This is a genomic window from Burkholderia sp. AU15512 (assembly GCF_002223325.1).
GTDB lineage: Bacteria > Pseudomonadota > Gammaproteobacteria > Burkholderiales > Burkholderiaceae > Burkholderia.
This window is the reverse complement of record NZ_NKEX01000003.1, coordinates 1,203,043-1,229,958: the sequence shown is the minus strand read 5'-3', so window position 1 is coordinate 1,229,958 and position 26,916 is coordinate 1,203,043. Positions and strand designations below refer to the sequence as shown.

The following is a 26,916-nucleotide window of genomic DNA, read 5'->3' as shown; positions in this document are numbered from 1 at the left end:
TCAGGGCTGCGCCTGGCTCAGCGCGCGCAACACCGAGATCATTCCCGGCCCGGCCGTCACGATCAGCAGCGCCGGCAGCAACGTCAGGATCATCACGCCCGTCATCTTCACCGTCAGCTTGCCGATCCGTTCACGCAGCATCGCGCGGCGCGCCTCGCGCAACCGGTCACCGAACTGCTTGAGCGGCTCCTGTACCGCGCCGCCGTGTTTGTCGACCTGGATCAGCAGCCGCACGATCGCACGCAGATCCTCGTTCTCGAAACCGGACGACAGCCGCTGCAGCGATTGCTCGCGCGTCCGGCCGGCAGCGAATTGCCGCTGGGCGATTTCCATTTCTAGCGACAGCACGGGCATCATTCCCTTGAAGTCGTTCGTCACGACCTGGATGCTCTGGTCGAGCGACAATCCGACACCCTGCAGCAAGCGAAGCATGTCGACCAGCAGCGGCAGTTCGTCGATCACCGATTGCCGGCGCTGTGCAGCACGACGTCGCAGGTAGAGCTTCGGCAACATGAAGCCGGTGACGAGCGCGATGCCCCCGCCGGCCCGCCATTGCGCGCCGGTCAGGTGCGAGCCCATCAGCACGAGGAAAAGCAACGGCACGACGATCGCGCAGGCGAGCCGCGCGCTCAGGAACAGCCCGCGGGTACGCGTGTCGGCGTAACCGCACTGCTCCAGCAACAGCCGATCTTCGTCGGCGACGAGATACCGGCCCAAACGGGTATCGAGCAGGCGCGTCCCGACCATCGACAGGCGGTCCAGGCATTGCACGACGAACGACGGCCTGGCGCCGGCAGCGCGCCCGACCGGATTCGGCCGGGATTCATCGGACTGCTGTGCGGCCCGTGCGCCCGCTGCCTCGAGCGTCGCGGTGCGCCGCTCGAGCGCGCTGGCCAGCGTGCGATCGCTGCGCGTCTGCGCCCCCGCGCGGCGCACCGCGAGCCATGCCAGCAGCACGACGCCGAGCGCGCCGAGTGCCAGTGCGAGCGAACCGAGTTGATTGGCTGTCATGCCGTCACCTGAGTTTGGCCATGTGGTACAACCAGATCCCGCCCGCGAACTGCAGCATGAAGGCGACGAACAACAGCTGACGTCCCGTGTAGTCGTTCCACATCGACTGGAGATAGAGCGGATTCGTCGCGATCACGAAACTGCCGATCGCAATCGGCAACATGACCAGCACCCACGCGGACAACCGCGTCTCCGACGACATCGCCGCCAGCTCCCGCTCGGCCTGCTCGAGGTCGCGCATGAACGTCGACATCCGGTCGAGCATGACGTCGGCGCGGCCGCCGTACCGAACCGAGAGCCGCAGCACCGAACCGACCAGTTCGAACTCCTTGGTCTGATAGACGCTCGCGATATGCCCCATCGCACGGTCGATCTCGACCCCGGTGCGCAACATCCGCGATACGTGGTCCAGACACCCGCGCAACGGCGCCTCCGTCGTCAGCAGCGCAGCCTGGAACGCCGCCGGCACGCTGTTGCCGAGCGTGACGAGACGCACGATGCCGTCGAGGAACGACGGCAACTGGCGCACGATCGCCAGGCGCCGCCGCTGAATGCGGGACACGAGCCAGAACACGAGCAGCGACGCGCCGCACACGAGCGCGGCGATGCAAGCGAGCCAGCCGCCCCGGTTACCGGCCACGAGCCCGACCGCGGCCAATCCCAATAGCGCGAGAAGCGCCTTGCCGCGTGCATCCTCGATCCCTGCACGACTCGCCAGGTTGGCGAGGTATTCCATCGCGATCTCGCGCCAGTGTGCCCAGCGCGACGCCGGCGCGGCGGATTGCGCGCGCGCCGCGCCGGACGCGGCCGCGACGTTCGGCGCCGGCCGCGCGTCGCGCTGAATCGCACCCGCCGCCCGCGCGGCCGGCTCGATGCGGCTGTCGATGAAGCGCTGCACGTCGGCTCGGCCGCGTTTCGCCTCGCCATGCCGCCACAGCATCAACGCGGCGGCCACGCAAAGCAGTGCCATTGCAAGCACGCCGGCCATCAGGCTATACATTGAAGCCCCCGCCCCCGCGCCCGAAGCCGCCACCGAAACCACTGCCGCCGCTACCGCCGAAACCGGCGGCCTGCAGCGACTGGCGGAAGCGTGCGAGCTTCGGCGAATGCGGATGAATGCCGAGCGACTCCCAGTTGTCGACCTCTTCGCCCTCCGGCGTCACACGCGCCTCGTAGCGATACAGTTCCTGGGTCGCGATGATGTTGTCGGACAGTCCGGTCACTTCGGTAACCGAAAGAATCCGGCGCCGGCCGTTCGATAGCCGGCCGATCTGCACGATGAAGTCGATGGCATTCGCGATCTGCCGGCGCAGGCTCGATTCCGTTCCCTGGAAACCCGCGAAACCGGCCAGCATCTCGAGGCGATACAGACACTCGCGCGGCGAACTCGCGTGGACGGTACCCATCGATCCGTCGTGCCCCGTATTCATCGCCTGCAACATCTCGAGCACCTCGCCGCCGCGCACTTCGCCGACGATGATGCGATCCGGCCGCATCCGCAGCGTATTGCGCAGCAGGTCGCGGATCGTCACGACGCCGTTGCCGTCGAAGCCGCCCGGGCGGCTCTCGAGACGCACGACATGGGGGTGATTCAGCGAAAGCTCGGCCGTGTCCTCGATCGTCACGACCCGCTCGTGCTCGGGAATGTGAAACGCGAGCGCATTGAGCAGCGACGTCTTGCCGGAGCTCGTGCCGCCCGACACGAGGACGTTGCAGCGCGCCTCGACCGCCGCTTCCAGCAACGTACCGATTTCCGTATTGAACGTGCCGTTGGCGAGCAGGTCGGCCGGCTTCAGCGGATCCTTGCGGAATTTCCGGATCGAGACGACCGGCCCGTCGATCGACAGCGGCTCGATCACGACGTTGACGCGCCCGCCGTCCGGCAGCCGCGCGTCGACCATCGGGTTCGACTCATCGAGACGTCGGCCGATCGGCGCGAGGATGCGGCGCACGATCCGCAGCAGGTGCGCGTTGTCGGTGAAACGGATCGGCAGCTTCGCCAGGATGCCGTGGCGCGACACGTAGATGTCGTTGTAGCCGTTGATCAGGATGTCCTCGACGTGCGGATCGGCGAGCAGGTCCTCGATCGGACCGAACCCGGCGAGCTCTTTCGTCAGCGCCTCCGCAATCGCCCTGACCTCGGTCTCGTTCAGGGGAATGCGCCGCAGACGCACGAAGCTGTCGATTTCCAGATCGACGAACTGGTTGATCGCCTGGCGCGACCAACGGCCGAATTCGGCGCCGAGTTCCTCGATGCGCGTCAGCAGATGCTCGTGCGCGGCATTCTTGATGTCGTGAAACTGCTGCGACTGGGAGAACGGCGCTGCGCCGTCGGCAAATTGGATGTCGTGTGCCATCGCTTACGATCGCCTGGACGAAGGTTGAATGAAACGCTTCAGGGCGGACAAGCCCAATGCGGTGCGCTGGCCGGCGGAAACCGGGCCGGCCAGTCGATCTGCGAGCGGCTCGAGGGCACGCACATAAGGATCGCGTTCGGCCGTATCGACGATCAGCCGCCCCTGGTTGGCCGCCTGGCCGATTGCCACGCGACGCGCCGGCAGCGTCGCCAGGTGCGAAATGCCGAGCCGTTCCGCGATCTGGGCCGGCGTCAGGCTCAGCGTCGCGTCGTACTGGTTGACGACGAGACGAATCTTGCCGATGTCGACGCCCGCATCGCGCAGCCCTTCCAGCAGGTCGACCGCCGAGACGATCGAGGCGACGCCCTGGTCGCACACGAGCCACGCCTCGTCGGCCACCGCCGTGATCTGCGCAACGAATTCATGGTTCGTGAATCCGCCGAGATCGATGATCTGCTGATCGAAGAACGCGCGCAGCCGGTTCAACAGCCCGACGCATGCGGCGTACGACACGTCGCGCAGGTCGGCGAGATTGGGCGGCAACGTGGTCAGCGCGACGCCGCTCGCGTGGCGCGTCAGCGCGGTATTGACGAACGTCCGGTCGATGCGCCGCAGGTTGCGCACGGCTTCGACGAAATGGAATTCGCAGCGCGTGTTGAGGAACAGCGCACTGTCGCCCGCGGGAAGCCCGAGATCGACCAGCGCCGTCTGCCGCGCGTGAGGCGCGGCGACGCCGAATGCAGGCGTGCCGCCTTCCGGGTCGGCCGAACCCATGCGCTTGTGCAGCCACACGGACAGATTCGAGGCGAGCGTGCTGACGCCCATCCCGGCGCGTGCGCCGAGCAACGCGACGACTTTGCCGTGCCGGTTGGCCGGCTCGGTGCCGGTATGTTCCAGCAACCCGCGGGTGATCCGCAACGCATCCTCGGCACTACCGGACACGTCGATGAAATCGCGTACGCCGGCCCGCAGTGCGGCCAGCGCGCTTTCCGGCTCCGAGAGCGTGCCGAGCGCGACGACCGGCAGGCCTGGATGGGCCAGCCGTACGGCAGCCGCGGCAGCGCTCGCCGCGCTGTGCGCACGGGAAAAATCGATGAAGACGATCGCGGGATTGAGCCCCGTGATGCGCTGGCTCAGCGCGCCCGGTTCGAGTGACAAGGCTTCCACCGTGCCGGCCGACACGAGTGTCTCGCCCAGCCAGCGGGCATGCTCGTCCTGCTGCGATGCGCACACGAAATAATCGGTCACGGCAGGCTCAGCCAACGATAGGGTTCTCGCGTTCATGTTGAACACCCCCGGTTACATATCGCGCGACATCTCGTCCCGCATTCATTTCGAAAATCCGGGCGCCGCATCGGGTGATGCGATACCGCCAAGATACGACCGCCACACCGGACCATCGCGCTGTTCGGACAATTCGCCCGGCGTGGTCGGCAACGGCGCGCCCTTCGCGATCGGCGCAACGAGATGCGGCGTCACGATGATCACCAGTTCCTTATCGTTCTGCTGATAGTTCAGCGACTTGAAGAAGGCGCCGATGATCGGCAGGTCGCCCAGGACCGGCACCTTGTTGATGTTCGACATCGTTTCGCGGTCGATCAGGCCGCCGATCACGAAGCTTTCCCCGTCGCCGAGCTCGACCGTGGTGTCGGCGCGGCGAGTCGTGATCGCCGGCACCGAGACGCTGTTGATCGTGACGCCATGCTGGAAGTCGAGCTGGCTCGATTCGGGCGCCACCTTGAGTGCGATGCGGCGCTGGCTCAGCACGGTCGGCGTCAGGGTCAGGCCGACGCCGTACTGCTTCCAGTCGATCGCCGTCGAGCCGAGCGCCTGCGGCACCGGCACGGGAATTTCGCCACCGGCGAGAAAGCTGGCGCTTTGCCCGGACAACGCCACGAGGGTCGGCTGCGCGAGCACACGGGCCAGATTGTTCGCCTCGAGAATCGAAATATTGCCGAAAATGCCGCGCCCCGCCGAATTCACCACCAGGTTGAACGCGGACGCGATCGGAATGCCGCCCGTCGCCTGGAATGCCCCCGTCCCCCCGCCGGTCACCGACTGGAGACCGCCCGGCGAAAATGCGCCGAAAGCGAATCCGTTGCTCTGCTTGAAGAAATTCAGCCCCGCTTCCTTCAGCACCGAACGGCTGAATTCCACGACCCGGACGTCGACTTGCACGACGTTCCGATTGCCGACCGTCGACGCATCGATCACCGCCGCATCCTTGCCGCCCATCCGCTTGCCGACGGCAACTGCCCGCTCGTGCGCGTCAAGCGACGCTGCCGCGCCCGACACGACTGCCGCGCCGCCATACGCCCTCACGGACGGTCCCGCGCCGTCCAGCACGGCCTGTGCGGCTGCATCGACGACATTGACGTTCCACACGGTCGGCTCGTCGCGACCGCGCTCCCACAGCATCACATTCGTCGAACCCGGCGCCTTCGCAACCAGCAGCACATTGCCGGCGCGACTGCCCTTCATGACCAGCACGTCGACGACCGACGGATCGCCCACCGCGATCCGCTGCAGCGTGCGGCCGGTAGCGACCTGTCGCTGCGAGCCGACCGCCAGATCGATCGACCCGTTTGTGCCGGCGGCCCCGGACAACACGGCGAAGGTCATGGCCCAGATGGCAATCGCGTATGCAATCAGTTTTTTTGTCATTGTGTCGGAGACCGTCATACGGCCTTCTCCCTTCCGTTACTGCTGTCGATGACCGTGTTTAGGTTGTCAATAAGCGACCGTTTCGGTTCGCCCACCCCGAATCACTTCAATACTGCTCCCGCCTTCGCGCGCGACGATCGGTGCGCGCGGCGCACGCGCCGGCGCCTGCACGCGGGGCGTATTGCGTGCCCGCCCGCCTGAAAGTTCATCGAGCCACACGCCGGCGGCCGCCTGCCCGGAAGGCGTCAGGTCACCGGCCGTGCGGATCGCGACCGTCTGCGTCGCGACTTCGTCATCGCGCGGATTGCGCAGTGCCAGCGTCAGCCGGCCGCTTGCTTCCGCGAGCGTCAGCGCATCGACCTGTGCCGTCGGCACGGCGAGCACGGCGGTCCGTACCGCGCCGCCCGGGCCGCCGCTGCCGTCACGATCGGGCGTCGCGTCGCCGAACGACAGGATCCGCAGCTTCGACATCAGCAATCGCGCCTGTGAATTGGGAATTTCCGAGCCGGTTTGCGCCATCCCCGAGTTGTCGCGCCGCAAATTCAGGAACACGTCGACAAAGTTGCCGGGGCGCAACCGGTTTCCGACCGCATTCGTCTCGTCGACCTTGATGGCCACCGCCCGTTCGCCGGGCGCCACCTGGTTCGCCAGCCCCGACGTCAAGCCGCCCTCGACGACCGGCGCGGCGGCAAGAATGTCGTTCGCCGGAATACGACCGACAGGCAGCGACGGATCGCTGAAGCCGCCGGTCGGCATCATGGGTGCCGAAGCCAGCTTCAGGGCATCGGCCGGAATCGGTTGACCAGCCGGCAACAGACGCGTCGCCACGACCACCGGGACCGTCTGCACCGTCGCCACAGCGGGCGCCGCGGCCGGCGGATGGGCCGGCGCGCGGCCAAGCATCCACGCATAGATCCCGAGCAGCACGGCGAGCGCAATCAGCAGCCCGGCGATGATCTTCGTCAAGTTGTTGCCCATGGTGAATGTCGAGTGCCGTAAATGTTGTTATGTCGATATGCGAACGCCGCTTGCACCTGTTACCGCGCGCCGCCCGGCGTCCGTTTCATAAAATGGTGGCCGGGTTGATCTGCACGGTTGCCGTGCCGGTCAACTGCGTCGGCGTAACGAGTCCGAGCAGGGGCAGCGATGGAACCAGCGGGTTGGTCTTGTACGGGTACGTCACCGTGACCGTCACACAATACATGGTTGCGTCGTAACTGCATGCCCCCGACACCGGCGTCGGAATCTGAACGTTGGCCAGCCACGTCGTGAGCCCGACCGCCGTCGACTGTGCCGCCTTCGCACGGTCCGTCAGCGCCTGCGCCCCCGACCCGTTGGACTCGTAGACATAATTCAGCGCCGTACGCGCGCCTTCGGTCGCCGCGAGCGTCAAGCCCTGCTGAACGGCGAAGATCAGCCCGTACGTCACGATCGCGTACATGATCAGGAAGAACAGCGGAAACACCAGCGCGAACTCGACCGCCGTCGCCCCCTGCTGACGCCGCCACGACCGCGGCCGGCACTGTCGCTTCATTGCACCCCCCCGGTAACGACGAGATAGGCCAGCCATATCGCTGCAGGCGCGACGAGACAGGCCGCATACGGCGTCGCCCGCCGCGCACCGAGCGCGAACGTCGGCGAACCGCGCGACCACAGCGCGCCCAGCGGCGTATGGGACAGCGTCATCAGCGCGAGGACATGTATACCGGCCACCAGGCTGGCGACAACCCACAGCCACGGCAGTATCGACAAACCGCACCACGCGCCGAGAACCGCGAACACCTTCACGTCCGCCGCGCCCATCACGCGAAATGCAAAAAGCGGGAAAAAGCTCAAGAATCCGACGAGCATGCCGATCAATGCCTGCCCGACTGAAATACCAAACGGATTTGCATTGGCCAATGCACTGGCAAGCGCCGCCAGGAGTCCGACGACGACAAGCGTATTTCGAACAAGCCGAAATCGAATATCACCGGCGGCAACGAGCGTCGCCCAGGCAAAAAAAATGCTGGTACTGAGAAGATGTGCCATATCGCGATCGACCGACCATGTCGACGTAAGGGCGAGCGGGCCGCGAAAACGGACCGCTCGCCACCCATCGAACTAACGAGGATCAGCCGGTCGGCAACGTATTGGCAATCGTGGTGAACAGCGCCGAGATCTTGGTACCGATAGTGGTGACGCTACCGATGATCAAGGCCGCAATCAGACCCGCAATCAGACCATACTCGATCGCGGTAACCCCGTCTTCTTCCCGAAGGAAGCGAATCATCATTGCTTTCATTTTATTCCTCGTGCCTGTATTTACGTTCTTTGGCCTTTTATACGTATACGTCCTCGCATATCTGGCCGGTTGCCCCGCTCTGTTCGCCACATCTGCTGTAGCGACAATCGGGTGCACTTTCTTTATAGATTGCCCCGAGGGGCATGGCTCAACATTTGATGCAAGTTAACATTCGCGATAGTGACCCTCCTCGAACGTTGTGTACCGAACCGTACATTTGCTTACATCTGCTGCCGATTCTATATCCGATCCCATTTAAATTCCAACCTCTTTTAACGACACGGATCGAAAAAAATGACCAGGAGCACAACGTATTTGTACGGCGTTTCGGTACGACTTACACATAGGATTTACGATAGGTTAGATGTGCACACCTAATCCACCAGTAAAACAATTGCCTCGTCCACCAAGCCTGCACGCCCCCCACGTTACGCCGCACGCGTAACGCCAATGTTGTGACGTTACGTTACGAAACGCGCGAAACCGTTCTCATTCGTCTGTCCTTAAACAGATTCAACAATCTTTCAATTTCCATAACCTCCTTTTCCGACAAGGAATTGCCCCGTTTAAAACCTGTTGTCGAACCGTCGAGCATCGAAATGGCACGACAGTTGCAGAGTAGTCCTCGCACCACTCAACACAACGAAGTTCACAACACATTTTTAATGCGAGGACGAAATGGACATTAAGGTTATCCCCCATGGCGTGTTCCGGACGACTCTGATCGCGGCCACCGTTGCAGCCATGCTTTCCCTCTCCGCGTGCGGCGGTTCCGGCTCCATCAGCCAGGGGCTCGGCGGCGGCTCGAGCTCGGGCGGCGGCGATACGATCTCCACCTCCGGCACGAGCGGTACTTCGGGCACGAGCGGCACCAGCGGTACCTCGGGCACCAGCGGTACGTCCGGCACCAGCGGCACCTCGGGCACGAGCGGCACCTCCGGCACCAGCGGCACCTCGGGCACGAGCGGCACCTCCGGCACCAGCGGTACGTCGGGCACGAGCGGCACCTCGGGTGTGTCGTCGAACCCAGTGGGAACTGTCCTCGCAAGCAGCAGCAACATCCTCACGAGCGCCGGTGGAACCGTCTCGGGCCTCGGCTCCGTCATTGCCAACCAGTCGCTGCCGGGTGTCAACCCGGCCACCACGCAAGCCGCAGGCGGCATCGTGCAGAGCGTTGGCGGCGCCGTGACCGCACTGGGCAACGGCCTTGGCAACGGTCTCGGCCAGCTTGGCGCGACGAAGGATCCGCTCGGCACCACGCTCGCCAGCACGGGCGGCGTGGTCAACCAGCTCGGCGGCGCGGTCACGCAGACGGGCAATCTGGTCTCGAGCCTCGGCAGCGGCCCGCTGACGCCGCTGGCACCGGTCACGGGCGCCGTCGGCGGCCTCGTGTCGACGCTCGGCGGCGCCGTATCGAACGGCGGCACCACCCTCACCAACGCGCTGTCGACCGGCCCGATCCAGCAAGTCACGCAGACGGTCAGCTCGGCCATCACGCCGATCACGACGATGGTCGGCCAGACGACCCAGACGATCGGCACCGCGACCGGCCTCGGCGCGCCCGTCAACACGCTGCTCGGCACGGTCGGCAACGGCCTGAACCAGGCCGGCGCCCTGCTCGCGTCGGCGGGCGGCAACCCTGTCACGACCGGCCTTGGCAACACGGTCTCGTCGACGGGCAACACCGTGAAGGCCGTCGGCGGCCTGCTCACGGGCGGCACCGGCGGGGTGACCAACCCGCTCGCACCGCTCACGGGTCTCCTCACGACGGTCACGGGTACGCTCGGCGGCGCAACGGGTGGCGCCAGCAGCCCGCTCGCCCCGGTCACCGGCCTCGTCTCCACGGTCACGGGTGCGCTCGGCGGCGCAGCAGGCGGCGGCAGCGGCCCGCTCGCCCCGGTTACCGGCCTCGTCTCGACGGTCACGGGCGCACTCGGCGGCGCAGCAGGCGGCAGCGGCGGCCCGCTCGCCCCGGTTACCGGCCTCGTCTCGACGGTCACGGGTGCGCTCGGCGGCGCAGCAGGCGGCAGCGGCGGCCCGCTCGCTCCGGTCACCGGCCTCGTCTCCACGGTCACGGGCGCACTCGGCGGCGCAGCAGGCGGCAGCGGCGGCCCGCTCGCTCCGGTCACCGGCCTCGTCTCGACGGTCACGGGCGCACTCGGCGGCGCCACGGGCGGCACGAGCGGTGGCCCGCTCGCCCCGGTCACGGGTCTCCTCGGCGCGGTCACGGGCGCACTCGGCGGCGCGACGGGCGGTGCAGGCGGCAGCAGCCCGCTCGCTCCGGTGACGAACGTCGTGTCCACGGTGACCAGCACGGTCGGCGCACCGGCATTGACCGGCGGCACGGGCGCCGTCACGAACTCGGGTTCGTCGTCGAATCCGCTCGCGCCCGTCACGTCGCTGATCGGCGGCCTGCTCGGCGGCACGCACGGCAAGTAAACCGACATCCATCAATCGACAAGACAGCGAGGAGTCCATCATGTCCCAGCAACGTTCTCTCACGACAGTCGCCCTGCGCCAGTGGCGCGCGCCCCTCACGGCCTTCGCCGCCGCCTGCCTGCTGGCCGCCTGCGGCGGCGGTGGCGTCAGCTCGCCGCCCACCAGCAGCAACAACAATAACAACCCGAGCACGAGCGGTACGCCAAGCACGAGCGGCACCAGCGGTACGTCCACCGGCACCAAGGGCGTGGTCAGCACGGTCGGCCAGACGGCCACCGACCTCGGCAGCACGGTCGGCAACATCAGCGTGCCGGGCCTGGGCGACGGCGTGACGAAGGGTGTCGGCAGCACGCTCTCCAGCACCGGCACGATCGTCGGCGCAGCCGCCGACGCGGTGAGCAACGGGCTGGGACAGATCGGCACGACCAAGGATCCGGTCGGCACGACCGTCGCGGGCCTCGGCAACGTGGTCGGCGCGACGAGCAACACGGTGTCCGGCCTGAGTTCGACGGTCAAGGCGCTCGGCACCGGCCAGCTCGCGCCGCTCGCGCCCGTCACGACGCCGGTCGGCACCGTGCTCGACACGGTGGCCAACGGCTTGACGGCTGCCGGCACGACGATCGGCTCGACACTGTCGTCTGGCGCCGTGCAGCAGGTCACGCAACCGCTCAGCTCGGCAATCACGCCGCTCGTGATCACCGCCGGCCAGGTCACGCAACAGGTCGGCACGACGACCGGCCTCGGCCAACCCGTCTCGGGCCTGCTCGGCCAGGTCGGCGGCGCGATCAGCTCGGCCGGCAAGCAGGTGGGCGGCACGTCGAGCCAGCCGCTCGTCGGCGACGTCGGTCAGCTCGTCACGGCAGTCGGCAACACCGTGACCAACGCGGGTGGCCTCGTCAACCCGAACGGCCCGAACGGCGCGGCACCGATCCCCGGCCTGATCACGAGCCTCGTCGGCGGCTCGACGGCGACCGTACAGAACGGCACGTCGTCAGGCTCCGGCTCGACGAATCCGCTCGGCGGCCTGCTGTCGGGTCTCGGCTCGACGCCGCTCGGTTCGCTCACGGGCGCACTCGGCGGCGCGACCGGCGGTTCGGGCAGCAGCCCGCTCGCGCCCGTCACCGGCCTCGTCTCCACCGTCACCGGTGCACTGAGCGGTGCGGCGGGCGGCAGCGGCGGCCCGCTCGCCCCCGTCACGAATCTCGTGTCGACGGTCACGGGCACGCTCGGTGGCGCGACGGGTGGCGCAGGCAGTGCAAACCCTCTCGCGCCTGTCACCGGTTTGCTGAATACTGTCACCGGAGCAGTCGGCGGCGCAGCAGGATCCGGGGGATCGAGCCCGCTCGCACCGGTCACGTCGCTGGTTGGCGGCGTCACGGGTACGGCAACGTCGGGCGGCAGCTCGACGGGGCTGCTGGCACCGGTAACGGGGTTGCTGGGTACGCTGGGTAGCGTTGGCAAGTAAGGAGGACGGTCGCACCTTCGCAGCCGGAGCGAATGGCGCGGCCGTACAAACACAACCGGCATTGCGGCACGCGGCGCGCGGCACCCTGGTGTCGCGCGCCGGCATTACAAAGAAGACGAAGAGCAAGGCCAACGAGGAAGAACAATGAAATCCAGACTCGACAGATGGATGATGCTGCTCGCCATCGCGGCAGCAGGCACGGCACATGCACAAACGCGCGTCGGCGGTAACCCGCTCGACTCCCTGCCCCAGATCAACGCGCCGAAAACCGGCCCGAACGTGACCGTGCAGGTCGCACCGCAAGCACCGCAATTGCAGGAGTTGCTGTCGCGTCACCTGACACCGACCACATTCCAGGTCGAAGGCGTGAAATCCGTTCCGTTCGACGAGATCTCGCGTCGCTTCACCCCGCTCGTCGGCAAGGACATCACGATCGGCGAGCTGATCGAAACCGCCAACGGCGTGACGAAGCTGTACCAGGATCGCGGCTTCGCGCTGTCGTTCGCGTTCGTCCCGGCGCAGACGTTCGAGAACGGCGTCGTGCGCATCACGGTTGTCGAAGGCTATGTGTCGGACGTCAAGGTCACCGGCAAGCCCGGTGCGATGGAATCGAAGATTCGTGCGATCGCCGCGCATATCACTGCCGATCGCCCGCTGCGCCGCGCGACGTTCGAACGCTACGTGAACACCTTCGGCCTGTTGCCCGGCCTCACGGTCAAGGCGAACGTACCGCCGCCGCAAACCACCGACGGTGCCACGACGCTCGAACTCGCGGTCGACCGCAAGCCGTTCAACGTCAGCACCGGTATCGACTTCAACCACCCGGGCGTCCAGGGTCTCATCACCGCGACCGAAAACGGCCTCACGTCGTTCGGCGAGCAACTGAGCATTTCCGCGCTGGCGCCGCCGGGGCGCGACAAGCAAACCTATTTCGCATTCAGCGGTGCGGTACCCGTGGGCAGCAGCGGCTTGATCACGCGCCTCGACGCAAGCACCTATCGCGGCAAGCCGACCGACAACCCGGGGCTGCCGTCGTACGTGCAGCGCACGGTCAAGAACGAGAAGCTGGGTCTTTCGGCATCCTATCCGATCCTTTTGAACAACCAGCGCAGCCTGCTCGGCACGGTATCGGGCTACGCGGCGCACAACGAGGACAACTACCAGAACCAGATCAATGGCGCGACGCTCAACAATCGGTCGCAGGTCCGCGTGCTGCAACTGCAACTTGACTACACCAACGTCCAACCGAAGCAAGTGCGAAAGTTGAGCGTCAACGTAGCCAAGGCGTTCGACATCCTCGGCGCGTCGAAATCGCAGGTCGCCCAGGCCAACGGCTCGACGATCACATACGCCGACCCGACATCACTGACCTTCGTCCGTACCGGCGCGACCTTCACGCAAACCAACGAGTGGCCGTTCCGGATCGGCACGTCGGTTTCGCTGACCGGACAATACAGCCCCGACTCGCTGCCGACATCCGAGCAGATCTCGTTCGGCTCGACGCGTTACGCGCTCGGCTATCAGCCGGGCGAAGCGTCGGGTGACTCGGGATGGGGGATGTCGCTGGAGGTCAACCGCGGCTTCACGCCGGGCTGGACGTACATGAAATCCGTAACGCCGTATATCGCCTACGACATGGCGCGTGTGTACCTGCACGCGGGCACACCGTCGCCGAACCGCATGTCGTCGGTCGGTATCGGCGTGCGTTTCACCGACAGCCGCTTCTACAGCCTCGACCTGAACGTCGCGAAGCCGGTGGGTGACGCTCCCGTCGAAAGTGCGTCACGCAGCCCGCGCATCAACGCCGCATTCTCGTATCAGCTCAACTGATCGGGCACCCAACAGCCCGCGCCAGCGGGCTGTTTCGATTAGAGTCCCCTCTATCAAACGTGACACGCGGTTTCACGTATTCTGGCGAAGCTCGCAACATGCCCGCCCCATGCAGACGGTCGTGCGGGCAAATCGAACACGACATGCAAAACAAGGAGGACGACAATGATTCAACTGACCCACCCGTTTCGTGCCATCGCCGTCGCCGGCGTACTGCTCGCTTGCGCGGCGCCCACGTTCGCACAAGCAGATAGCCCCATCGGCATGTGGCAAACGATCGACGACAACACGCATCAGCCGAAGGCACTCGTACAGATCGCCGAGGACGGCGACGGTGCGCTGACCGGCAAGGTCGTGAAGGGCCTCGGCGCGAACGATACGCCTGATCGCCGCTGCACCGCCTGCACGGACGAGCGCAAGGATCAGCTCATCAAGGGCATGACGATCATCAAGGCCATGAAGAAGGATGGCGACCACTGGGACGGCGGCAACATTCTCGACCCGGAGAACGGCAAGGTCTACAAGTGCAAGATGACGCTCGAAGACGGTGGCCAGAAACTCGTCGTGCGCGGTTACATCGGCGTGTCGCTGCTCGGCCGTTCGCAGACCTGGGTTCGCCAGCAATAATGCGGCTCGCGCTTAAATGCGCGGCTCAATGAAAAAATCGGCCTGCGACGAAGTCGTCAGGCCGATTTTGTTTTGGTGCATGCGTGGCGGGAACTGATCAACATCACGCTGCATGCTTCAGCGTGTCCGACGCATAGCTGCCCGGTGCGCGATACGCGGGCGCCGCATTGCTGCGTGCTTCCGCCGCCTTCGATTGCGTGTGCTTGCGCATCCGCGTGGACAACTCGTTGCACAGATTCACGCCTGCGTCGCCATAGAGTTCACGCATGACACTCATCAACGTGCCCGTCTCGTGCCAGACCTTGAAGCGACGATGGCAAGTTTGGTACGAAGGGTAACGACGCGGCATGGCCGACCACGTTGCACCACTGTAGATCACCCAGAGCACGCCGTTCAGGACGGCACGCGTATTGGCCAACGGGCGGCCGCGCAACTCGGTGCGCGGCTGCATTTCGGGCAGAAGCGACGCAACGCAGCGCCACTCTTGATCGGTCAGATCGCGATACGGTGTCATGGATATCTCCAGCCTTAGTAACCATGACACAACGATATCGGCTCACCTCAACAATGAATATAAGACAAATCCGAAATTACCCTGAGATTGCTTTAATTTGACCGGAATTGACGTTTGAATTCCGTCAATTGCCGGAAATCGCACTCAAGTCAGCGACGTATCGACGATGCGGCGCGGCGTTTCGATGTATTCCTTCGACTGCATCTCGACGATTCGCGAGACCGTACGGGCAAACTCGTTGGCCATCGGGCCTTCGATGTACAACTGCTCCGCCGGCACCGCCGCGGACATCAGCAGCTTGACCTTGTGGTCGTACAGCACGTCGATGAGCCACGTGAAGCGCCGCGCCTCGGACGCCATCCGCGGCGACATCTGCGGCACTTCGGACAGCACGATCGCGTGGAAGCGGCTCGCCAGCTCGAGATAGTCGTTCTGCGAGCGCGGGCCGCCGCACAGCGTCGCGAAGTCGAACCATACGACGCCGTCCGCCTTGCGCAGCGCCTTCAGTTCGCGCTTCTCGATATGCAGGAGCGGGCTTTCGTCGGGAACGGCAGCGAGCTTCTGAAACGCATGCCGCAATTCGCGATCGGCATCCGCGCCGAGCGGCGTGTGATACATCTTCACCTGCGCGAGCGTGCGCTGGCGATAATCGACGCCCGCATCGACGTTGAGTACGTCGAGCTTGGACTTGATCAGCGCGATCGCCGGCAGCATGCGGTCGCGATGCAGGCCGTCCGGATACAGGTCGTCGGGATCATAGTTGGACGTCATCACGAACTGCACGCCGTTGTTGAACAGGCGGTCGAGCAGACGGTACAGAATCATCGCATCGGCAATGTCCGACACGTGGAACTCGTCGAAGCAGATCAACCGGTAGCGCTTCGCGATGCGCCGTGCGAGTTCGTCGAGCGGATCGGCCTGCCCTTTCAGCTCCTCGAGCTCGCGGTGCACTTCGCGCATGAATTCGTGGAAATGCAGGCGCGTCTTGCGCTGCACGGGCACGACCGCGAAGAAGCTGTCCATCAGGAAGCTCTTGCCGCGACCGACGCCGCCCCACATGTAGACGCCGCGCGGAAGGTCGGGATGATTGATGAGCTTCTTGAATGCGTTCGAGCGGCGCGCCTTGTACTCGACCCACTCGTCGAAACATTGCTGCAGGCGATCGACGGCCGCGCGCTGTGCGGGATCGGACTGATAGCCGCGCGTGGTCAGTTCGCGCGTGTAGTATTCGGTGACGTTCATCGGGCAAACCGGAAAAAACGAAGGCGGGCGGGAATCCCCGCCCGCCTTCGTCATGAGACGGCTGCGCCGACCGATGGCCGGCCGGCGCTTATACCGCGCTCAGCTGTTCAGCGAGCGCTTGTCGACGGCGAGCGCCGCTTCGCGCATCACTTCCGACATCGACGGGTGCGGATGGCAGATGCGGGCGATGTCTTCCGACGCCGCCTTGAATTCCATCGCCACCACGGCTTCCGCGATCAGGTCCGACGCGTTCGCCGCGATCACGTGCACGCCGAGCAGTTCGTCGGTCTTCGCGTCCGCGATCATCTTCACGAAGCCGTCCGGCGCGTTCATGCCGAGCGCGCGGCCGTTGATCGAGAACGGGAACTTGCCCGACTTGATCTCGCGGCCTTCCGCCTTCAGCTGCTGCTCCGTCTTGCCGACCCAAGCGATTTCCGGGTACGTGTAGATCACCCACGGAATGCAGTTGTAGTCGATGTGCGGCTTCTGGCCGTCGATCACTTCCGCGACCAGCACGCCTTCGTCTTCCGCCTTGTGCGCGAGCATCGGGCCACGCACCACGTCGCCGATCGCGTACACGTTCGGCACCGCCGTGCGGCAGTGGTCGTCCACGTCGATGAAGCCGCGCTCGTTCGCCTTCAGGCCGATTGCCTCGAGGCCGAGGTTGTCGGTGTTCGGCACGCGGCCGACCGACACGATCAGGCGGTCGGCGTCGAGCGTCTGCGCGTTGCCGTCCTTGTCCGTGTAGGCGATCGACACGCCATTCGCGGTCGTCTTCACTTCGCCGATCTTCACGCCGAGGTTGATGTCGAGGCCCTGCTTCTTGAACAGCTTGGCCGCTTCCTTCGCGAGCGCTTCGTCAGCTGCGCCGAGGAAGGCCGGCAGCGCTTCGAGCACCGTCACTTCGGCACCGAGGCGGCGCCACACCGAGCCGAGCTCGAGGCCGATCACGCCTGCGCCGATCACGGCGAGCTTCTTCGGCACCGAGTCGAACGTCAGCGCACCTTCGTTGTCCGACACGATCTTGTTGTCGACCGGAATGCCCGGCAGGTGACGCGCCTTCGAGCCCGTCGCGATGATCACGTTCTTTGCGGTGACGACTTCGGTTTCACCTTCGCCGCTCACTTCGATCTGCACGCCGGCATCGGTCTTGCCGGTGAACTTGCCATGGCCCTTCAGCCAGGTGATCTTGTTCTTCTTGAACAGGAACTCGATCCCGCTCGTCATCTTCTCGACGATCGCGTCCTTGCGGCCGAGCATCTTCGCGACGTCGATCTTCACGCCGTCGACCGTGATGCCGTGGTCGGCCAGGTGGTGCGACGTGTTCTCGAACTCTTCCGACGATGCGAGCAGCGCCTTTGACGGGATGCAGCCGACGTTCAGGCACGTACCGCCGAGCTTCAGCGCGCCGGCCGGGTTCTTCCACTTCTCGATACAGGCAACGGTCTTGCCGAGCTGCGCGGCGCGGATCGCGGCGATGTAGCCGCCGGGGCCGGCGCCGATCACGACGACGTCAAATTCCTTGGACATGACAATCCTTTCTTCTTGTGCAACCGCACGGGCCGCGCGTGTCGCGCGCCCGTGCGGTGCGGGTCAATGCGGTGAAACTCGGCTTACAGGTCGAGCAGCAGGCGTGCCGGATCTTCCAGCGCATCCTTCATCGCGACGAGCGACAGCACGGCTTCGCGGCCGTCGATGATGCGGTGGTCGTACGACAGCGCGAGGTAGTTGATCGGACGGATCACGATCTGGCCGTTTTCGACGACCGGACGCTCCTTCGTCGCGTGCACGCCGAGGATTGCCGACTGCGGCGGGTTGATGATCGGGGTCGACAGCATCGAGCCGAACACGCCGCCGTTCGAGATCGAGAACGTACCGCCCGTCATTTCCTCGATCGACAGCTTGCCGTCCTTCGCCTTCTGGCCGAACTCGGCGATCTTCTTTTCGATCTCGGCGAGGCTCAGTTGATCCGCGTTGCGCAGGATCGGCACGACGAGGCCGCGCGGCGAGCCGACAGCGATACCGATGTCGAAGTAGCCGTGGTAGACGATGTCGTTACCGTCGATCGACGCGTTCACGAGCGGGAACTTCTTCAGCGCGTGGACGGCCGCCTTCACGAAGAACGACATGAAGCCGAGCTTCACGCCATGTTCCTTCTCGAACTTGTCCTTGTACTTGTTGCGCAGCTCCATGACCGGGGCCATGTTCACTTCGTTGAACGTCGTCAGGATCGCGTTGGTCTGCTGCGACTCGAGCAGACGCTCGGCGATACGCGCACGCAGGCGCGACATCGGCACGCGCTGTTCCGGACGGTCGTTCAGCCAGGTCGCGGCCGATGCCGGCACCTTCACTTCCGGCAGCGACGGCTTCGCAGCGGCGGTCTTCGCCGGTGCGGCGGCCGGTGCGGCCTTCGGTGCGCTGCCTGCTGCCAGCGCGTCGCCCTTCGTGACGCGGCCGTCGCGGCCCGAACCTGCGACGTCGCCCGCCGACAGACCCTTCTCGGCCAGCAGCTTCGATGCGGCCGGCGATGCGGTGGTCGACGACGACGCTGCGGCTGCGGCGACCGGCTGTGCTGCCGGTGCGGCTGCAGCAGGCGCTGCTGCCGGCTTGACTTCGGCGGCGCCTGCCGCGGCTTCGGCTGCACCTGCCTTCGCTTCGGTGTCGATCGTTGCGATCAGCTGATCGGCAACGACGGTGTCACCGTCGTTCTGCAGCACTTGCGCGAGCACGCCCGCGGCCGGTGCCGGCACTTCGAGCACGACCTTGTCGGTCTCGAGTTCGATCAGGATTTCGTCTTGAGCAACTGCTTCGCCCGGCTTCTTCTTCCACTGCAGCATGGTGGCTTCCGAAACCGACTCCGAAAGCTGGGGGACTTTGACTTCTACGATAGCCATGTGATTTTCCTGGATGCTTAATCTGGGGTGTGACGAGGTTCGTGCGACTCCTTCGGCCGGTGCGGCGCGCGACGCGCCCGGCGGGCCAAAAGAGACGGGAAAGCGCATGGCGCCTTCCCGTTCCGCTTCCGTCGGTTATTTCGCGATCGATGCGCTCTTCAGGCGGCCGAAAGCACCTTCGATGAGGGCCTTCTGCTGCTCGTAGTGCTTCGCGTAGTAGCCAACCGCCGGCGAGGCCGAAGCCGGACGGCCGCTGTATGCCAGCTTCTGCCCTTCCTTCATGCCTTCCTTCAGATGGTGCTCGACGTAGAACCAGGGGCCCTGGTTCTGCGGCTCGTCCTGCACCCAGACCACTTCAGTCGCGTTCTCGTACTTCTTCATTTCGGCTTCGAACTGCTTGTGCGCGAACGGATACAGCTGCTCGATACGGATGATCGCGACGTCGTTCGCCTTCGCTTCGCGGCGATGGGCGACGAGGTCGTAATACACGCGGCCCGAGCATGCCAGCACGCGCTTGACCTTCTTCGCGTCGATGCCGCCGTCGGTTTCGCCCAGCACCGGCTGGAACGAACCCTTCGCGAGTTCCGACAGGTCCGACACCGCTTCCTTGTGACGCAGCAGCGACTTCGGCGTCGCGACGATCAGCGGCTTGCGGAACAGGCGGATCATCTGGCGACGCAGCAGGTGGAAAATCTGTGCCGGCGTCGTCGGTTGAACGACCTGCATGTTGTGATCCGCGCACAGTTGCAGGAAACGCTCGATACGCGTCGACGAGTGCTCCGGACCCTGGCCTTCGTAGCCGTGCGGCAGCAGCATCGTCAGACCCGACACGCGGCCCCACTTCACTTCGCCCGACGAGATGAACTGGTCGATCACGACCTGCGCGCCGTTGACGAAGTCGCCGAACTGCGCTTCCCACAGCACGAGCGTGTTCGGCTCGGCGGTCGAGTAACCGTATTCGAAGCCCAGCACCGCTTCTTCCGACAGCACCGAGTCGATCACCGTGAACTTCGCCTGGCCTTCGGCGATGTTCTGCAGCGGCACGTACGTGCCGTCGTTCCAGCGCTCGCGGTTCTGGTCGTGCAGCACCGCGTGACGGTGCGTGAACGTGCCGCGACCCGAGTCCTGGCCGGTCAGGCGCACCGAGTAACCCGATGCGACGAGCGACGCGAACGCGAGGTGTTCGCCCATGCCCCAGTCGAGCGGCTGGTCGCCACGCGCCATGTTGCGACGGTCGTTGATCACGCGCTCGACGAGCGGGTGGACCTTGAAGTTTTCCGGGACCGTCGTGATGCGTTCGCCGAGGCGCTTCAGTTCCGCGAGCGGCACGGCCGTGTCGGCTGCATCCGTCCACTTGCGGTTCAGGAACGGAACCCAGTCGACCGCGTACTTGCTCTTGTAGTTCGACAGGACCGGGTCGACCGTGTGGTGACCGTCGTCCATCGCCTTGCGGTACGCCTTCACGAAGTTGTCGGCGTCTTCCGCGGTGATCACGCCCTGCTGCACGAGCTTCTCGGCATACAGCGCACGGGTGCCCGGGTGCTGCGCGATCTTCTTGTACATCAGCGGCTGCGTGACCGCCGGCGTGTCCTGCTCGTTGTGGCCCAGCTTGCGGAAGCAGACGATGTCGATCACGACATCCTTGTGGAACTGCATCCGGTAGTCGATCGCGATCTGGATCGCGAGCACGACAGCTTCCGGATCGTCGCCGTTCACGTGCAGCACCGGCGCTTCGATCATCTTGACGACGTCGGTACAGTACAGCGTCGAGCGCGCATCGCGCGGGTCGGACGTCGTGAAGCCGATCTGGTTGTTGATGACGATGTGCAGCGTGCCGTGCGTGCCGTAGCCGCGCGTCTGCGCGAGGTTCAGCGTTTCCATCACGACGCCCTGGCCAGCGAAGGCCGCGTCACCGTGGATCTGCACCGGCAGCACTTGCAGGCCGTCCTCGTCGCCGCGACGGTCCATCCGCGCCTTCGCGGAACCTTCGACCACCGGATTCACGATTTCGAGGTGCGACGGGTTAAACGCGAGCGACAGGTGGACCGGGCCGCCTTCCGTCGACACGTCCGACGAGAAGCCCTTGTGGTACTTCACGTCACCGGCCGGCAGGTCGTCGACGTGCTTGCCTTCGAATTCGGCGAACAGGTCGGCCGGCATCTTGCCCAGCGTGTTGACCAGCACGTTCAGACGGCCACGGTGGGCCATGCCGATGATGATTTCCTGCACGCCGCGCTTGCCCGCGTGCTGGACGACTTCGTCCATCGCCGCGATGAAGCTTTCGCCGCCTTCGAGCGAGAAGCGCTTCTGGCCGACGTACTTGGTATGCAGGTAACGCTCGAGGCCTTCAGCGGCCGTCAGGCGATTCAGGATGTGCTTCTTCTCGTCTGCCGAGAAGTTCGGCGTCGCGCGGGTCGACTCCAGGCGCTCCTGCCACCAGCGCTTCTGTTCCGGGTCGCTGATATACATGTACTCGGCGCCGATCGTGCCGCAGTACGTGTCGCGCAGACCCTTGACGATGTCACGCAGCGAAGCCTGGTCGAAACCGAAGTACAGGTTGCTTGCGCTGTAGGTCTGGTCGAGGTCGCCTTCGGAGAAATCGTAGAACGCCGGTTCGAGCTCGGGAATGGCGGGACGTTCGCGACGCTTCAGGGGATCCAGATTGGCCCATTGCGAGCCAAGGAAGCGATACGCGCTGATAAGGGACTGGACGTGCACCTGCTTGCGTGCCGCAGCCAGATTGGTCGTGCTTTCGCGCGGGATGAAGGCATTGGCCTTCGCGCGCTCGGCGAACGATTCGACGATCGGAAAATGGGCGACGTCATTGGCATTCGAACCGTCCGTTGCAGGCACATTCTGCAGCGCGTCGAAATACTCTCGCCAGTTCTCCGGCACCGATGCCGGATTGTTGAGGTATGCATCGTACAGTTCTTCAACGTACGAAGCATTGCCGCCGAACAGATAGGAGTTCAGCTGAAACTGCTTCATTACATCTGACATTTTACGCTCACCTTTCTTCGAGCTTCTCGAGAAATAGCGGGTTACTCAACCTTCCGCGACACGGCCTGACCGTTTAGCGGATTGCGAATCAAGTCTTGCTTGGAAGGACCTAAAACTTGCGTGCGCGCAGCATATCACAGAACCGATACCGGAGTTCACGGCGAAATGTGCCTGAAAGCACCGCGCGACGGGGTTTTGCCGGATTGCCACGACCCGCGGGAACAGTGTTTTGCAGACAATCCGACTGCACACTGCGCAGATGCAAAAAAGGCTGCCCGCAGGCAGCCTTTTCCGTGATGCAGTGAACGGCCGGAACGCTTAGTCGACCGCGCCTTCGCGGCTCGCGCGGCGACGCTCGTGCTCCTTCAGGAAGCGCTTGCGCAGGCGGATCGATTGCGGCGTCACTTCGACGAGCTCGTCGTCGTCGATGAATTCGACCGCGTATTCCAGCGACATCTGGACCGGCGGCACGAGGCGCACGGCTTCGTCTGTACCCGACGCACGCACGTTGGTCAGCTGCTTGCCCTTGATCGGGTTCACGACGAGGTCGTTGTCGCGGCTGTGGATACCGATGATCATGCCCTCATAGAGCGCGTCACCCGGCTTCACGAACATGCGGCCGCGATCCTGCAGCTTCCACAGTGCATAGGCCACGGCAGCGCCGTCGTCCTGCGAGATCAGCACGCCGTTGCGGCGCTCGAACACCGAGCCGTCCTTGATCGGTGCGTACGAGTCGAAGATGTGGCTCATCAGGCCCGTGCCGCGCGTGAGCGTCAGGAATTCGCTCTGGAAGCCGATCAGGCCACGCGCCGAGATCTTGTACTCCAGACGCGTGCGGCCGCGGCCGTCCGACGCCATGTCGAGCATCTCGCCCTTGCGGCGACCGAGCTCTTCCATCACGCCACCCTGATGTTCGTCCTCGACGTCGACGGTCAGCAGTTCGTACGGCTCGTGACGCACACCGTCGATTTCCTGCATCACGACGCGCGGACGCGACACGGCCAGCTCGTAGCCTTCACGACGCATGTTCTCGACGAGAATCGTCAGGTGCAGCTCACCACGGCCCGACACTTCGAACACCGTTTCGTCGCCGGTGTCCTTCACGCGCAGCGCGACGTTGTGGTTCAGTTCCTTCATCAGGCGGTCGCGGATCTGGCGGCTCGTGACGAACTTGCCTTCGCGGCCGGCGAGCGGCGACGAGTTGACGAGGAAGTTCATCGTCAGCGTCGGCTCGTCGACGGTGATCATCGGCAGCGCTTCCGGCGTATCCACCGCGCAGATCGTTGCGCCGATGCCGACGTCTTCAATACCGTTGATCAGCACGATGTCGCCCGCTTCGGCCGATTCGACCTGCACGCGCTCGAGACCCGTGAACGACAGCACCTGGTTGATCTTGCGATTCAGCACGTCGCCTTCCGGGCCAAAGCGCATCGCGACCGGCTGACCCGGCTTGATGCGACCGCGCGTGATGCGGCCGACGCCGATCCGGCCGACGTACGTCGAATAGTCGAGCGACGTGATCTGCAGCTGCAGCGGCGCGTCCGGATCCGCCGGGCGGACCGGCACGTGCTCGAGGACTGCCTCGAACAGCGGGCGCATGTCGCCTTCGCGCGCGGCCGGGTCGAGCGACGCATAGCCGTTCAGGCCCGATGCGTAGACGATCGGGAAATCGAGCTGCTCTTCGGTTGCGCCGAGCTTGTCGAACAGGTCGAAGGTCTGGTTGATGACCCAGTCGATCCGCGCACCCGGACGGTCGATCTTGTTGACGATGACGATCGGCTTCAGGCCGAGCGCGAGCGCCTTCTTCGTGACGAAGCGGGTCTGCGGCATCGGGCCCTCGACCGCGTCGACGAGCAGCAGCACCGAGTCGACCATCGACAGCACGCGCTCCACCTCGCCACCGAAGTCCGCGTGCCCCGGCGTGTCGACGATGTTGATGTGCGTGCCTTCATACTCGACCGCGCAGTTCTTCGCGAGAATCGTGATCCCGCGCTCTTTTTCGATGTCGTTCGAGTCCATCACCCGCTCCGCAATCTGCTGGTTCTCGCGGAAGGTGCCGGACTGGCGAAGCAGTTGGTCGACGAGCGTAGTCTTGCCGTGGTCGACGTGGGCGATGATGGCGATATTGCGAAGGGCGCGGGTCATAGAAACCTGGAAATCGTTTGAACGCGCAAAAGCGCCCGCTCGTTTTTCACGGGCGCGCGCATTGCAGCTTGGAAAGCCACAAATTATAGCACGTGCGGATGTCGCGAGCTGACGGACACGTTGCGACGCAACACCAGGCGGCCGGCACGCCCTCCCCTGGAACCCGCCGGTCGGCCGAAACCCGCGCCGTTGGCAAGCCCAAAAACCTTAATGTGATAGTGGATTTATGGGCCACAAAGCGCGCCCTTTGCCGTTCGATTAACATTTGCCGCGGCAAGCAACTGTGCCTATACTGCTGCCTAGTCAACTATTGCAGCTTCAGGGTTTTATGTCGGATTCTTCCACCCAACCGCCCGTCTCGCAGCTGTCTTCATATCAGATGAACGACAGCGTCGGCTATCTGATGTCGCGCGTGAAATCGGTGATGACCAACCTCGTCACGCAACGCACGCAGGAAGAGCTCGGTATCACGGGCACGCAGGCGAGCATGCTGTTCATGATCGCGGTCGGCAAATGCTCGACGGCCGCCGAGCTCGCGCGCGAGTACGGGATCGACGCGAGCGCGGTCACGCGCCTGCTCGACCGGGTCGAGAAACGTGGCCTGCTGTCCCGCGTTCGCAGCATCGAGGATCGGCGCGTCGTGCGCCTCGAGCTGACCGACGAAGGTCGTGCGCTCGCCGAACGGCTGCCGCCGATTTTCCGCAGTGTGCTCGACCAGGTGCTGGACGGGTTTACGCCGGAAGAAGTCGGGTTCCTGAAGAGCATGCTGCGCCGCATTCTCAGTAACTACTGCGAAACCGCCGGCGGCAGCATCACGTAATAGTTGCCATAACAATTACTTTTGACAGATTAATGTAAGGAAATCCTTGCAGTGTCCATCATTCATTCCGAGTCAGGGATCAGCGCGATGAAATCCTCCCCGTTGTCCGTGCGCGCCGGGTCGTGCCGCACCGCCGTCGCCGCTGCGGTCGCCGCACTGGCGCTGGCGGGCTGCGCGAATTACATCGGCATCAAGAGCGACAAGCAGATCGCCCCCGCGTCGCAATTCGAATCCACCCAGAGCCTCCCGGCCCAGGGCGGCCAGTGGCCGGCGCTCGACTGGGCCAGCCAGTTCGGCGATCCGCAACTGCCGAAGCTGATCGACGAAGCCCTGCAGGGCAATCCGTCGATCGCGCAGGCGCAGGCGCGCATCGCAAAGGCGTCGTCATACATCGAATCGTCGCGCTCGAACCTGATGCCGAAGGCGGAAGCCAGCTATTCGTGGACGCGCGAGCTGTATTCGGGGAACGCGCTGTTTCCGCCCCCGTACGGCGGCCAGTGGTACAGCGAGAACAACGCGCTCGCGAGCGCGTCGTGGGAACTCGACCTGTGGGGCAAGAACCGCGAACGCCTGCACACCGCCGTGTCGCAGGAAAAGGCGGCGGAAGCCGACATGCAGCAGGCGCGCATCACGCTCGCGTCGTCGGTCGCACGCACCTACAATTCGCTCGCGCAGCTCTATGCGCTGCGCGACATCGCGCAACGCGAGATCACCAACCGCGAGACGGTCGGCAAGATCACCGACGGCCGTGTGTCGGCCGGTCTCGACACCAACGTCGAACGCCAGACGGCGCGCGGCAATATCGCGACGACCCAGGCTTCGCTGTCGGATCTCGATGGCCAGATCACGACGGTGCGCTACCAGCTCGCCGCGCTACTCGGCAAGGGCCCGGATCGCGGGCTGCAGATCGCCGCGCCGGTGGTGAACCCGAGCGGCGAAGTCGCGCTGCCCGGCAACCTGCCGGCCGATCTCGTGTCGCGCCGCCCCGACATCGTCGCCGCGCGCTGGCAGGTCGAAGCCGCGATGCACGACGTGAAGGAAGCGAAGGCCGAGTTCTATCCCGACGTGAACCTCGCGGCCGGCTTCGGCTTCGATGCATTCGGCTGGGGCAAATTCCTGAACTTCGCGAGCCGTCAGGCGCAGTTCGGCCCGGCGATCCACCTGCCGATTTTCGACGCCGGCGCGCTGCGCGCGCAGCTCAAGGGCCGCTACGCGGACTTCGACCTGTCGGTGGCGAACTACAACCAGACGCTGATCAGTGCGCTGAACGACGTCGCGACGCAGGTTGCATCGATCCGCGCGGTCGATCGCCAGATGGGCGATGCGCAACGCGCACTCGACGCATCGACGCGCGCCTATGACCTCGCGGTCATCCGCTACAAGGCCGGCCTGTCGCCGCAGCTGCAGGTGCTGACCGCGGACAGCAACCGCCTCGCCTCGGAGCAGACGGTGACCAACCTGAAGATGCGCCGCCGCGACATGCAGCTCGCGCTGATCAAGGCGCTGGGTGGCGGGTTCGACGCGACCGGCACGCCGCTCGCCGCACCCGATGCCGACAAGCCGACAAAACAGGCCGCCAACTGATCCGGCGCCACCACTACGCAGACACTCGAAATAACGGACG

21 protein-coding genes are annotated in these 26,916 nt (G+C 64.9%); 6 read left to right on the top strand and 15 right to left on the bottom strand.

The window, feature by feature from the left end:
• The 9 genes from CFB43_RS08355 to CFB43_RS08315 all read right to left on the bottom strand — a co-directional run bounded on the left by CFB43_RS08355 (position 1) and on the right by CFB43_RS08315 (position 8,316).
• Positions 1–1,011 carry a type II secretion system F family protein gene (locus CFB43_RS08355; protein ID WP_089494729.1) on the bottom strand — a complete coding sequence of 337 codons (1,011 nt, stop codon included), beginning with the start codon at positions 1,009–1,011 and terminating at the stop codon, positions 1–3.
• 4 nt (positions 1,012–1,015) lie between these two features.
• A complete protein-coding gene (locus CFB43_RS08350; protein WP_179254808.1) occupies positions 1,016–2,011 on the bottom strand; it encodes a type II secretion system F family protein in 996 nt (331 codons plus the stop codon).
• On the bottom strand, positions 2,004–3,368 hold the full coding sequence (locus CFB43_RS08345) for a CpaF family protein (protein ID WP_089494727.1): 1,365 nt from the start codon (positions 3,366–3,368) through the stop codon (positions 2,004–2,006). Before CFB43_RS08345 ends, CFB43_RS08350 begins: the two co-directional genes overlap by 8 nt.
• A gap of 3 nt (positions 3,369–3,371) precedes the next feature.
• Positions 3,372–4,652 carry a fimbrial protein gene (locus CFB43_RS08340; protein ID WP_089473244.1) on the bottom strand — a complete coding sequence of 427 codons (1,281 nt, stop codon included), beginning with the start codon at positions 4,650–4,652 and terminating at the stop codon, positions 3,372–3,374.
• A gap of 45 nt (positions 4,653–4,697) precedes the next feature.
• Positions 4,698–6,032: a type II and III secretion system protein family protein gene (locus CFB43_RS08335; protein WP_089472664.1), complete on the bottom strand. Its 1,335-nt coding sequence runs from the start codon at positions 6,030–6,032 to the stop codon at positions 4,698–4,700.
• 66 nt (positions 6,033–6,098) lie between these two features.
• Positions 6,099–7,010, bottom strand: a complete 912-nt coding sequence (cpaB, locus tag CFB43_RS08330; protein WP_089494726.1) for a Flp pilus assembly protein CpaB — start codon at positions 7,008–7,010, stop codon at positions 6,099–6,101.
• 85 nt (positions 7,011–7,095) lie between these two features.
• Positions 7,096–7,566 (bottom strand): TadE/TadG family type IV pilus assembly protein, encoded by a 471-nt coding sequence (locus tag CFB43_RS08325; RefSeq protein WP_089494725.1) that lies wholly within the window; start codon positions 7,564–7,566, stop codon positions 7,096–7,098.
• Positions 7,563–8,063 (bottom strand): A24 family peptidase, encoded by a 501-nt coding sequence (locus CFB43_RS08320; protein WP_089494724.1) that lies wholly within the window; start codon positions 8,061–8,063, stop codon positions 7,563–7,565. Before CFB43_RS08320 ends, CFB43_RS08325 begins: the two co-directional genes overlap by 4 nt.
• 82 nt (positions 8,064–8,145) lie before the next feature.
• Positions 8,146–8,316, bottom strand: a complete 171-nt coding sequence (locus CFB43_RS08315) for a Flp family type IVb pilin (protein ID WP_089472660.1) — start codon at positions 8,314–8,316, stop codon at positions 8,146–8,148.
• Positions 8,317–8,994: 678 nt separating this feature from the next.
• On the opposite strand from CFB43_RS08315, the gene CFB43_RS08305 reads away from it, so the two are divergent.
• From CFB43_RS08305 to CFB43_RS08290, 4 genes are all read left to right on the top strand, one after another.
• Positions 8,995–10,755, top strand: coding sequence for a collagen-like triple helix repeat-containing protein (locus CFB43_RS08305; protein WP_089494723.1), 1,761 nt, complete (start codon positions 8,995–8,997; stop codon positions 10,753–10,755).
• 40 nt (positions 10,756–10,795) lie between these two features.
• Positions 10,796–12,220, top strand: a complete 1,425-nt coding sequence (locus tag CFB43_RS08300) for a collagen-like triple helix repeat-containing protein (RefSeq protein WP_089494722.1) — start codon at positions 10,796–10,798, stop codon at positions 12,218–12,220.
• Positions 12,221–12,364: 144 nt separating this feature from the next.
• On the top strand, positions 12,365–14,050 hold the full coding sequence (locus CFB43_RS08295; RefSeq protein WP_089494721.1) for a ShlB/FhaC/HecB family hemolysin secretion/activation protein: 1,686 nt from the start codon (positions 12,365–12,367) through the stop codon (positions 14,048–14,050).
• 165 nt (positions 14,051–14,215) lie between these two features.
• Positions 14,216–14,677 (top strand): DUF2147 domain-containing protein, encoded by a 462-nt coding sequence (locus CFB43_RS08290; protein ID WP_089439957.1) that lies wholly within the window; start codon positions 14,216–14,218, stop codon positions 14,675–14,677.
• 103 nt (positions 14,678–14,780) lie between these two features.
• Here the strand turns inward: CFB43_RS08290 and CFB43_RS08285 are convergent, their stop codons facing one another.
• The 6 genes from CFB43_RS08285 to typA all read right to left on the bottom strand — a co-directional run bounded on the left by CFB43_RS08285 (position 14,781) and on the right by typA (position 24,472).
• Positions 14,781–15,191 (bottom strand): transposase, encoded by a 411-nt coding sequence (locus CFB43_RS08285; RefSeq protein ID WP_089494720.1) that lies wholly within the window; start codon positions 15,189–15,191, stop codon positions 14,781–14,783.
• Between the two features lie 144 nt (positions 15,192–15,335).
• A complete protein-coding gene (gene zapE, locus CFB43_RS08280; RefSeq protein ID WP_039358978.1) occupies positions 15,336–16,433 on the bottom strand; it encodes a cell division protein ZapE in 1,098 nt (365 codons plus the stop codon).
• A 99-nt stretch (positions 16,434–16,532) separates the two neighbouring features.
• Positions 16,533–17,963, bottom strand: a complete 1,431-nt coding sequence (gene lpdA, locus CFB43_RS08275) for a dihydrolipoyl dehydrogenase (protein WP_089425219.1) — start codon at positions 17,961–17,963, stop codon at positions 16,533–16,535.
• Positions 17,964–18,046: 83 nt separating this feature from the next.
• Positions 18,047–19,327, bottom strand: coding sequence for a 2-oxoglutarate dehydrogenase complex dihydrolipoyllysine-residue succinyltransferase (odhB, locus tag CFB43_RS08270; RefSeq protein ID WP_089494719.1), 1,281 nt, complete (start codon positions 19,325–19,327; stop codon positions 18,047–18,049).
• A 135-nt stretch (positions 19,328–19,462) separates the two neighbouring features.
• Positions 19,463–22,327: a 2-oxoglutarate dehydrogenase E1 component gene (locus CFB43_RS08265; RefSeq protein ID WP_046545499.1), complete on the bottom strand. Its 2,865-nt coding sequence runs from the start codon at positions 22,325–22,327 to the stop codon at positions 19,463–19,465.
• Between the two features lie 318 nt (positions 22,328–22,645).
• Positions 22,646–24,472: a translational GTPase TypA gene (typA, locus tag CFB43_RS08255; RefSeq protein ID WP_089494718.1), complete on the bottom strand. Its 1,827-nt coding sequence runs from the start codon at positions 24,470–24,472 to the stop codon at positions 22,646–22,648.
• Between the two features lie 328 nt (positions 24,473–24,800).
• Between typA and CFB43_RS08250 the strand changes: the two genes are divergently transcribed.
• Both CFB43_RS08250 and CFB43_RS08245 read left to right on the top strand, forming a co-directional pair.
• Positions 24,801–25,292 carry a MarR family winged helix-turn-helix transcriptional regulator gene (locus tag CFB43_RS08250; protein ID WP_089494717.1) on the top strand — a complete coding sequence of 164 codons (492 nt, stop codon included), beginning with the start codon at positions 24,801–24,803 and terminating at the stop codon, positions 25,290–25,292.
• Between the two features lie 87 nt (positions 25,293–25,379).
• Positions 25,380–26,876 carry an efflux transporter outer membrane subunit gene (locus tag CFB43_RS08245; RefSeq protein ID WP_089494716.1) on the top strand — a complete coding sequence of 499 codons (1,497 nt, stop codon included), beginning with the start codon at positions 25,380–25,382 and terminating at the stop codon, positions 26,874–26,876.
• Positions 26,877–26,916: the final 40 nt, after the last annotated feature.

Excerpts from the sequence above, each read along its gene's own strand:
- CFB43_RS08355 (WP_089494729.1), bottom strand. The coding sequence starts at position 1,011 with ATGACAGCCAATCAACTCGGTTCGCTCGCACTGGCACTCGGCGCGCTC.
- CFB43_RS08350 (WP_179254808.1), bottom strand. The coding sequence starts at position 2,011 with ATGTATAGCCTGATGGCCGGCGTGCTTGCAATGGCACTGCTTTGCGTG.
- CFB43_RS08345 (WP_089494727.1), bottom strand. The coding sequence starts at position 3,368 with ATGGCACACGACATCCAATTTGCCGACGGCGCAGCGCCGTTCTCCCAG.
- CFB43_RS08340 (WP_089473244.1), bottom strand. The coding sequence starts at position 4,652 with ATGAACGCGAGAACCCTATCGTTGGCTGAGCCTGCCGTGACCGATTAT.
- CFB43_RS08335 (WP_089472664.1), bottom strand. The coding sequence starts at position 6,032 with ATGACAAAAAAACTGATTGCATACGCGATTGCCATCTGGGCCATGACC.
- cpaB (WP_089494726.1), bottom strand. The coding sequence starts at position 7,010 with ATGGGCAACAACTTGACGAAGATCATCGCCGGGCTGCTGATTGCGCTC.
- CFB43_RS08325 (WP_089494725.1), bottom strand. The coding sequence starts at position 7,566 with ATGAAGCGACAGTGCCGGCCGCGGTCGTGGCGGCGTCAGCAGGGGGCG.
- CFB43_RS08320 (WP_089494724.1), bottom strand. The coding sequence starts at position 8,063 with ATGGCACATCTTCTCAGTACCAGCATTTTTTTTGCCTGGGCGACGCTC.
- CFB43_RS08315 (WP_089472660.1), bottom strand. The coding sequence starts at position 8,316 with ATGAAAGCAATGATGATTCGCTTCCTTCGGGAAGAAGACGGGGTTACC.
- CFB43_RS08305 (WP_089494723.1), top strand. The coding sequence starts at position 8,995 with ATGGACATTAAGGTTATCCCCCATGGCGTGTTCCGGACGACTCTGATC.
- CFB43_RS08300 (WP_089494722.1), top strand. The coding sequence starts at position 10,796 with ATGTCCCAGCAACGTTCTCTCACGACAGTCGCCCTGCGCCAGTGGCGC.
- CFB43_RS08295 (WP_089494721.1), top strand. The coding sequence starts at position 12,365 with ATGAAATCCAGACTCGACAGATGGATGATGCTGCTCGCCATCGCGGCA.
- CFB43_RS08290 (WP_089439957.1), top strand. The coding sequence starts at position 14,216 with ATGATTCAACTGACCCACCCGTTTCGTGCCATCGCCGTCGCCGGCGTA.
- CFB43_RS08285 (WP_089494720.1), bottom strand. The coding sequence starts at position 15,191 with ATGACACCGTATCGCGATCTGACCGATCAAGAGTGGCGCTGCGTTGCG.
- zapE (WP_039358978.1), bottom strand. The coding sequence starts at position 16,433 with ATGAACGTCACCGAATACTACACGCGCGAACTGACCACGCGCGGCTAT.
- lpdA (WP_089425219.1), bottom strand. The coding sequence starts at position 17,963 with ATGTCCAAGGAATTTGACGTCGTCGTGATCGGCGCCGGCCCCGGCGGC.
- odhB (WP_089494719.1), bottom strand. The coding sequence starts at position 19,327 with ATGGCTATCGTAGAAGTCAAAGTCCCCCAGCTTTCGGAGTCGGTTTCG.
- CFB43_RS08265 (WP_046545499.1), bottom strand. The coding sequence starts at position 22,327 with ATGTCAGATGTAATGAAGCAGTTTCAGCTGAACTCCTATCTGTTCGGC.
- typA (WP_089494718.1), bottom strand. The coding sequence starts at position 24,472 with ATGACCCGCGCCCTTCGCAATATCGCCATCATCGCCCACGTCGACCAC.
- CFB43_RS08250 (WP_089494717.1), top strand. The coding sequence starts at position 24,801 with ATGTCGGATTCTTCCACCCAACCGCCCGTCTCGCAGCTGTCTTCATAT.
- CFB43_RS08245 (WP_089494716.1), top strand. The coding sequence starts at position 25,380 with ATGAAATCCTCCCCGTTGTCCGTGCGCGCCGGGTCGTGCCGCACCGCC.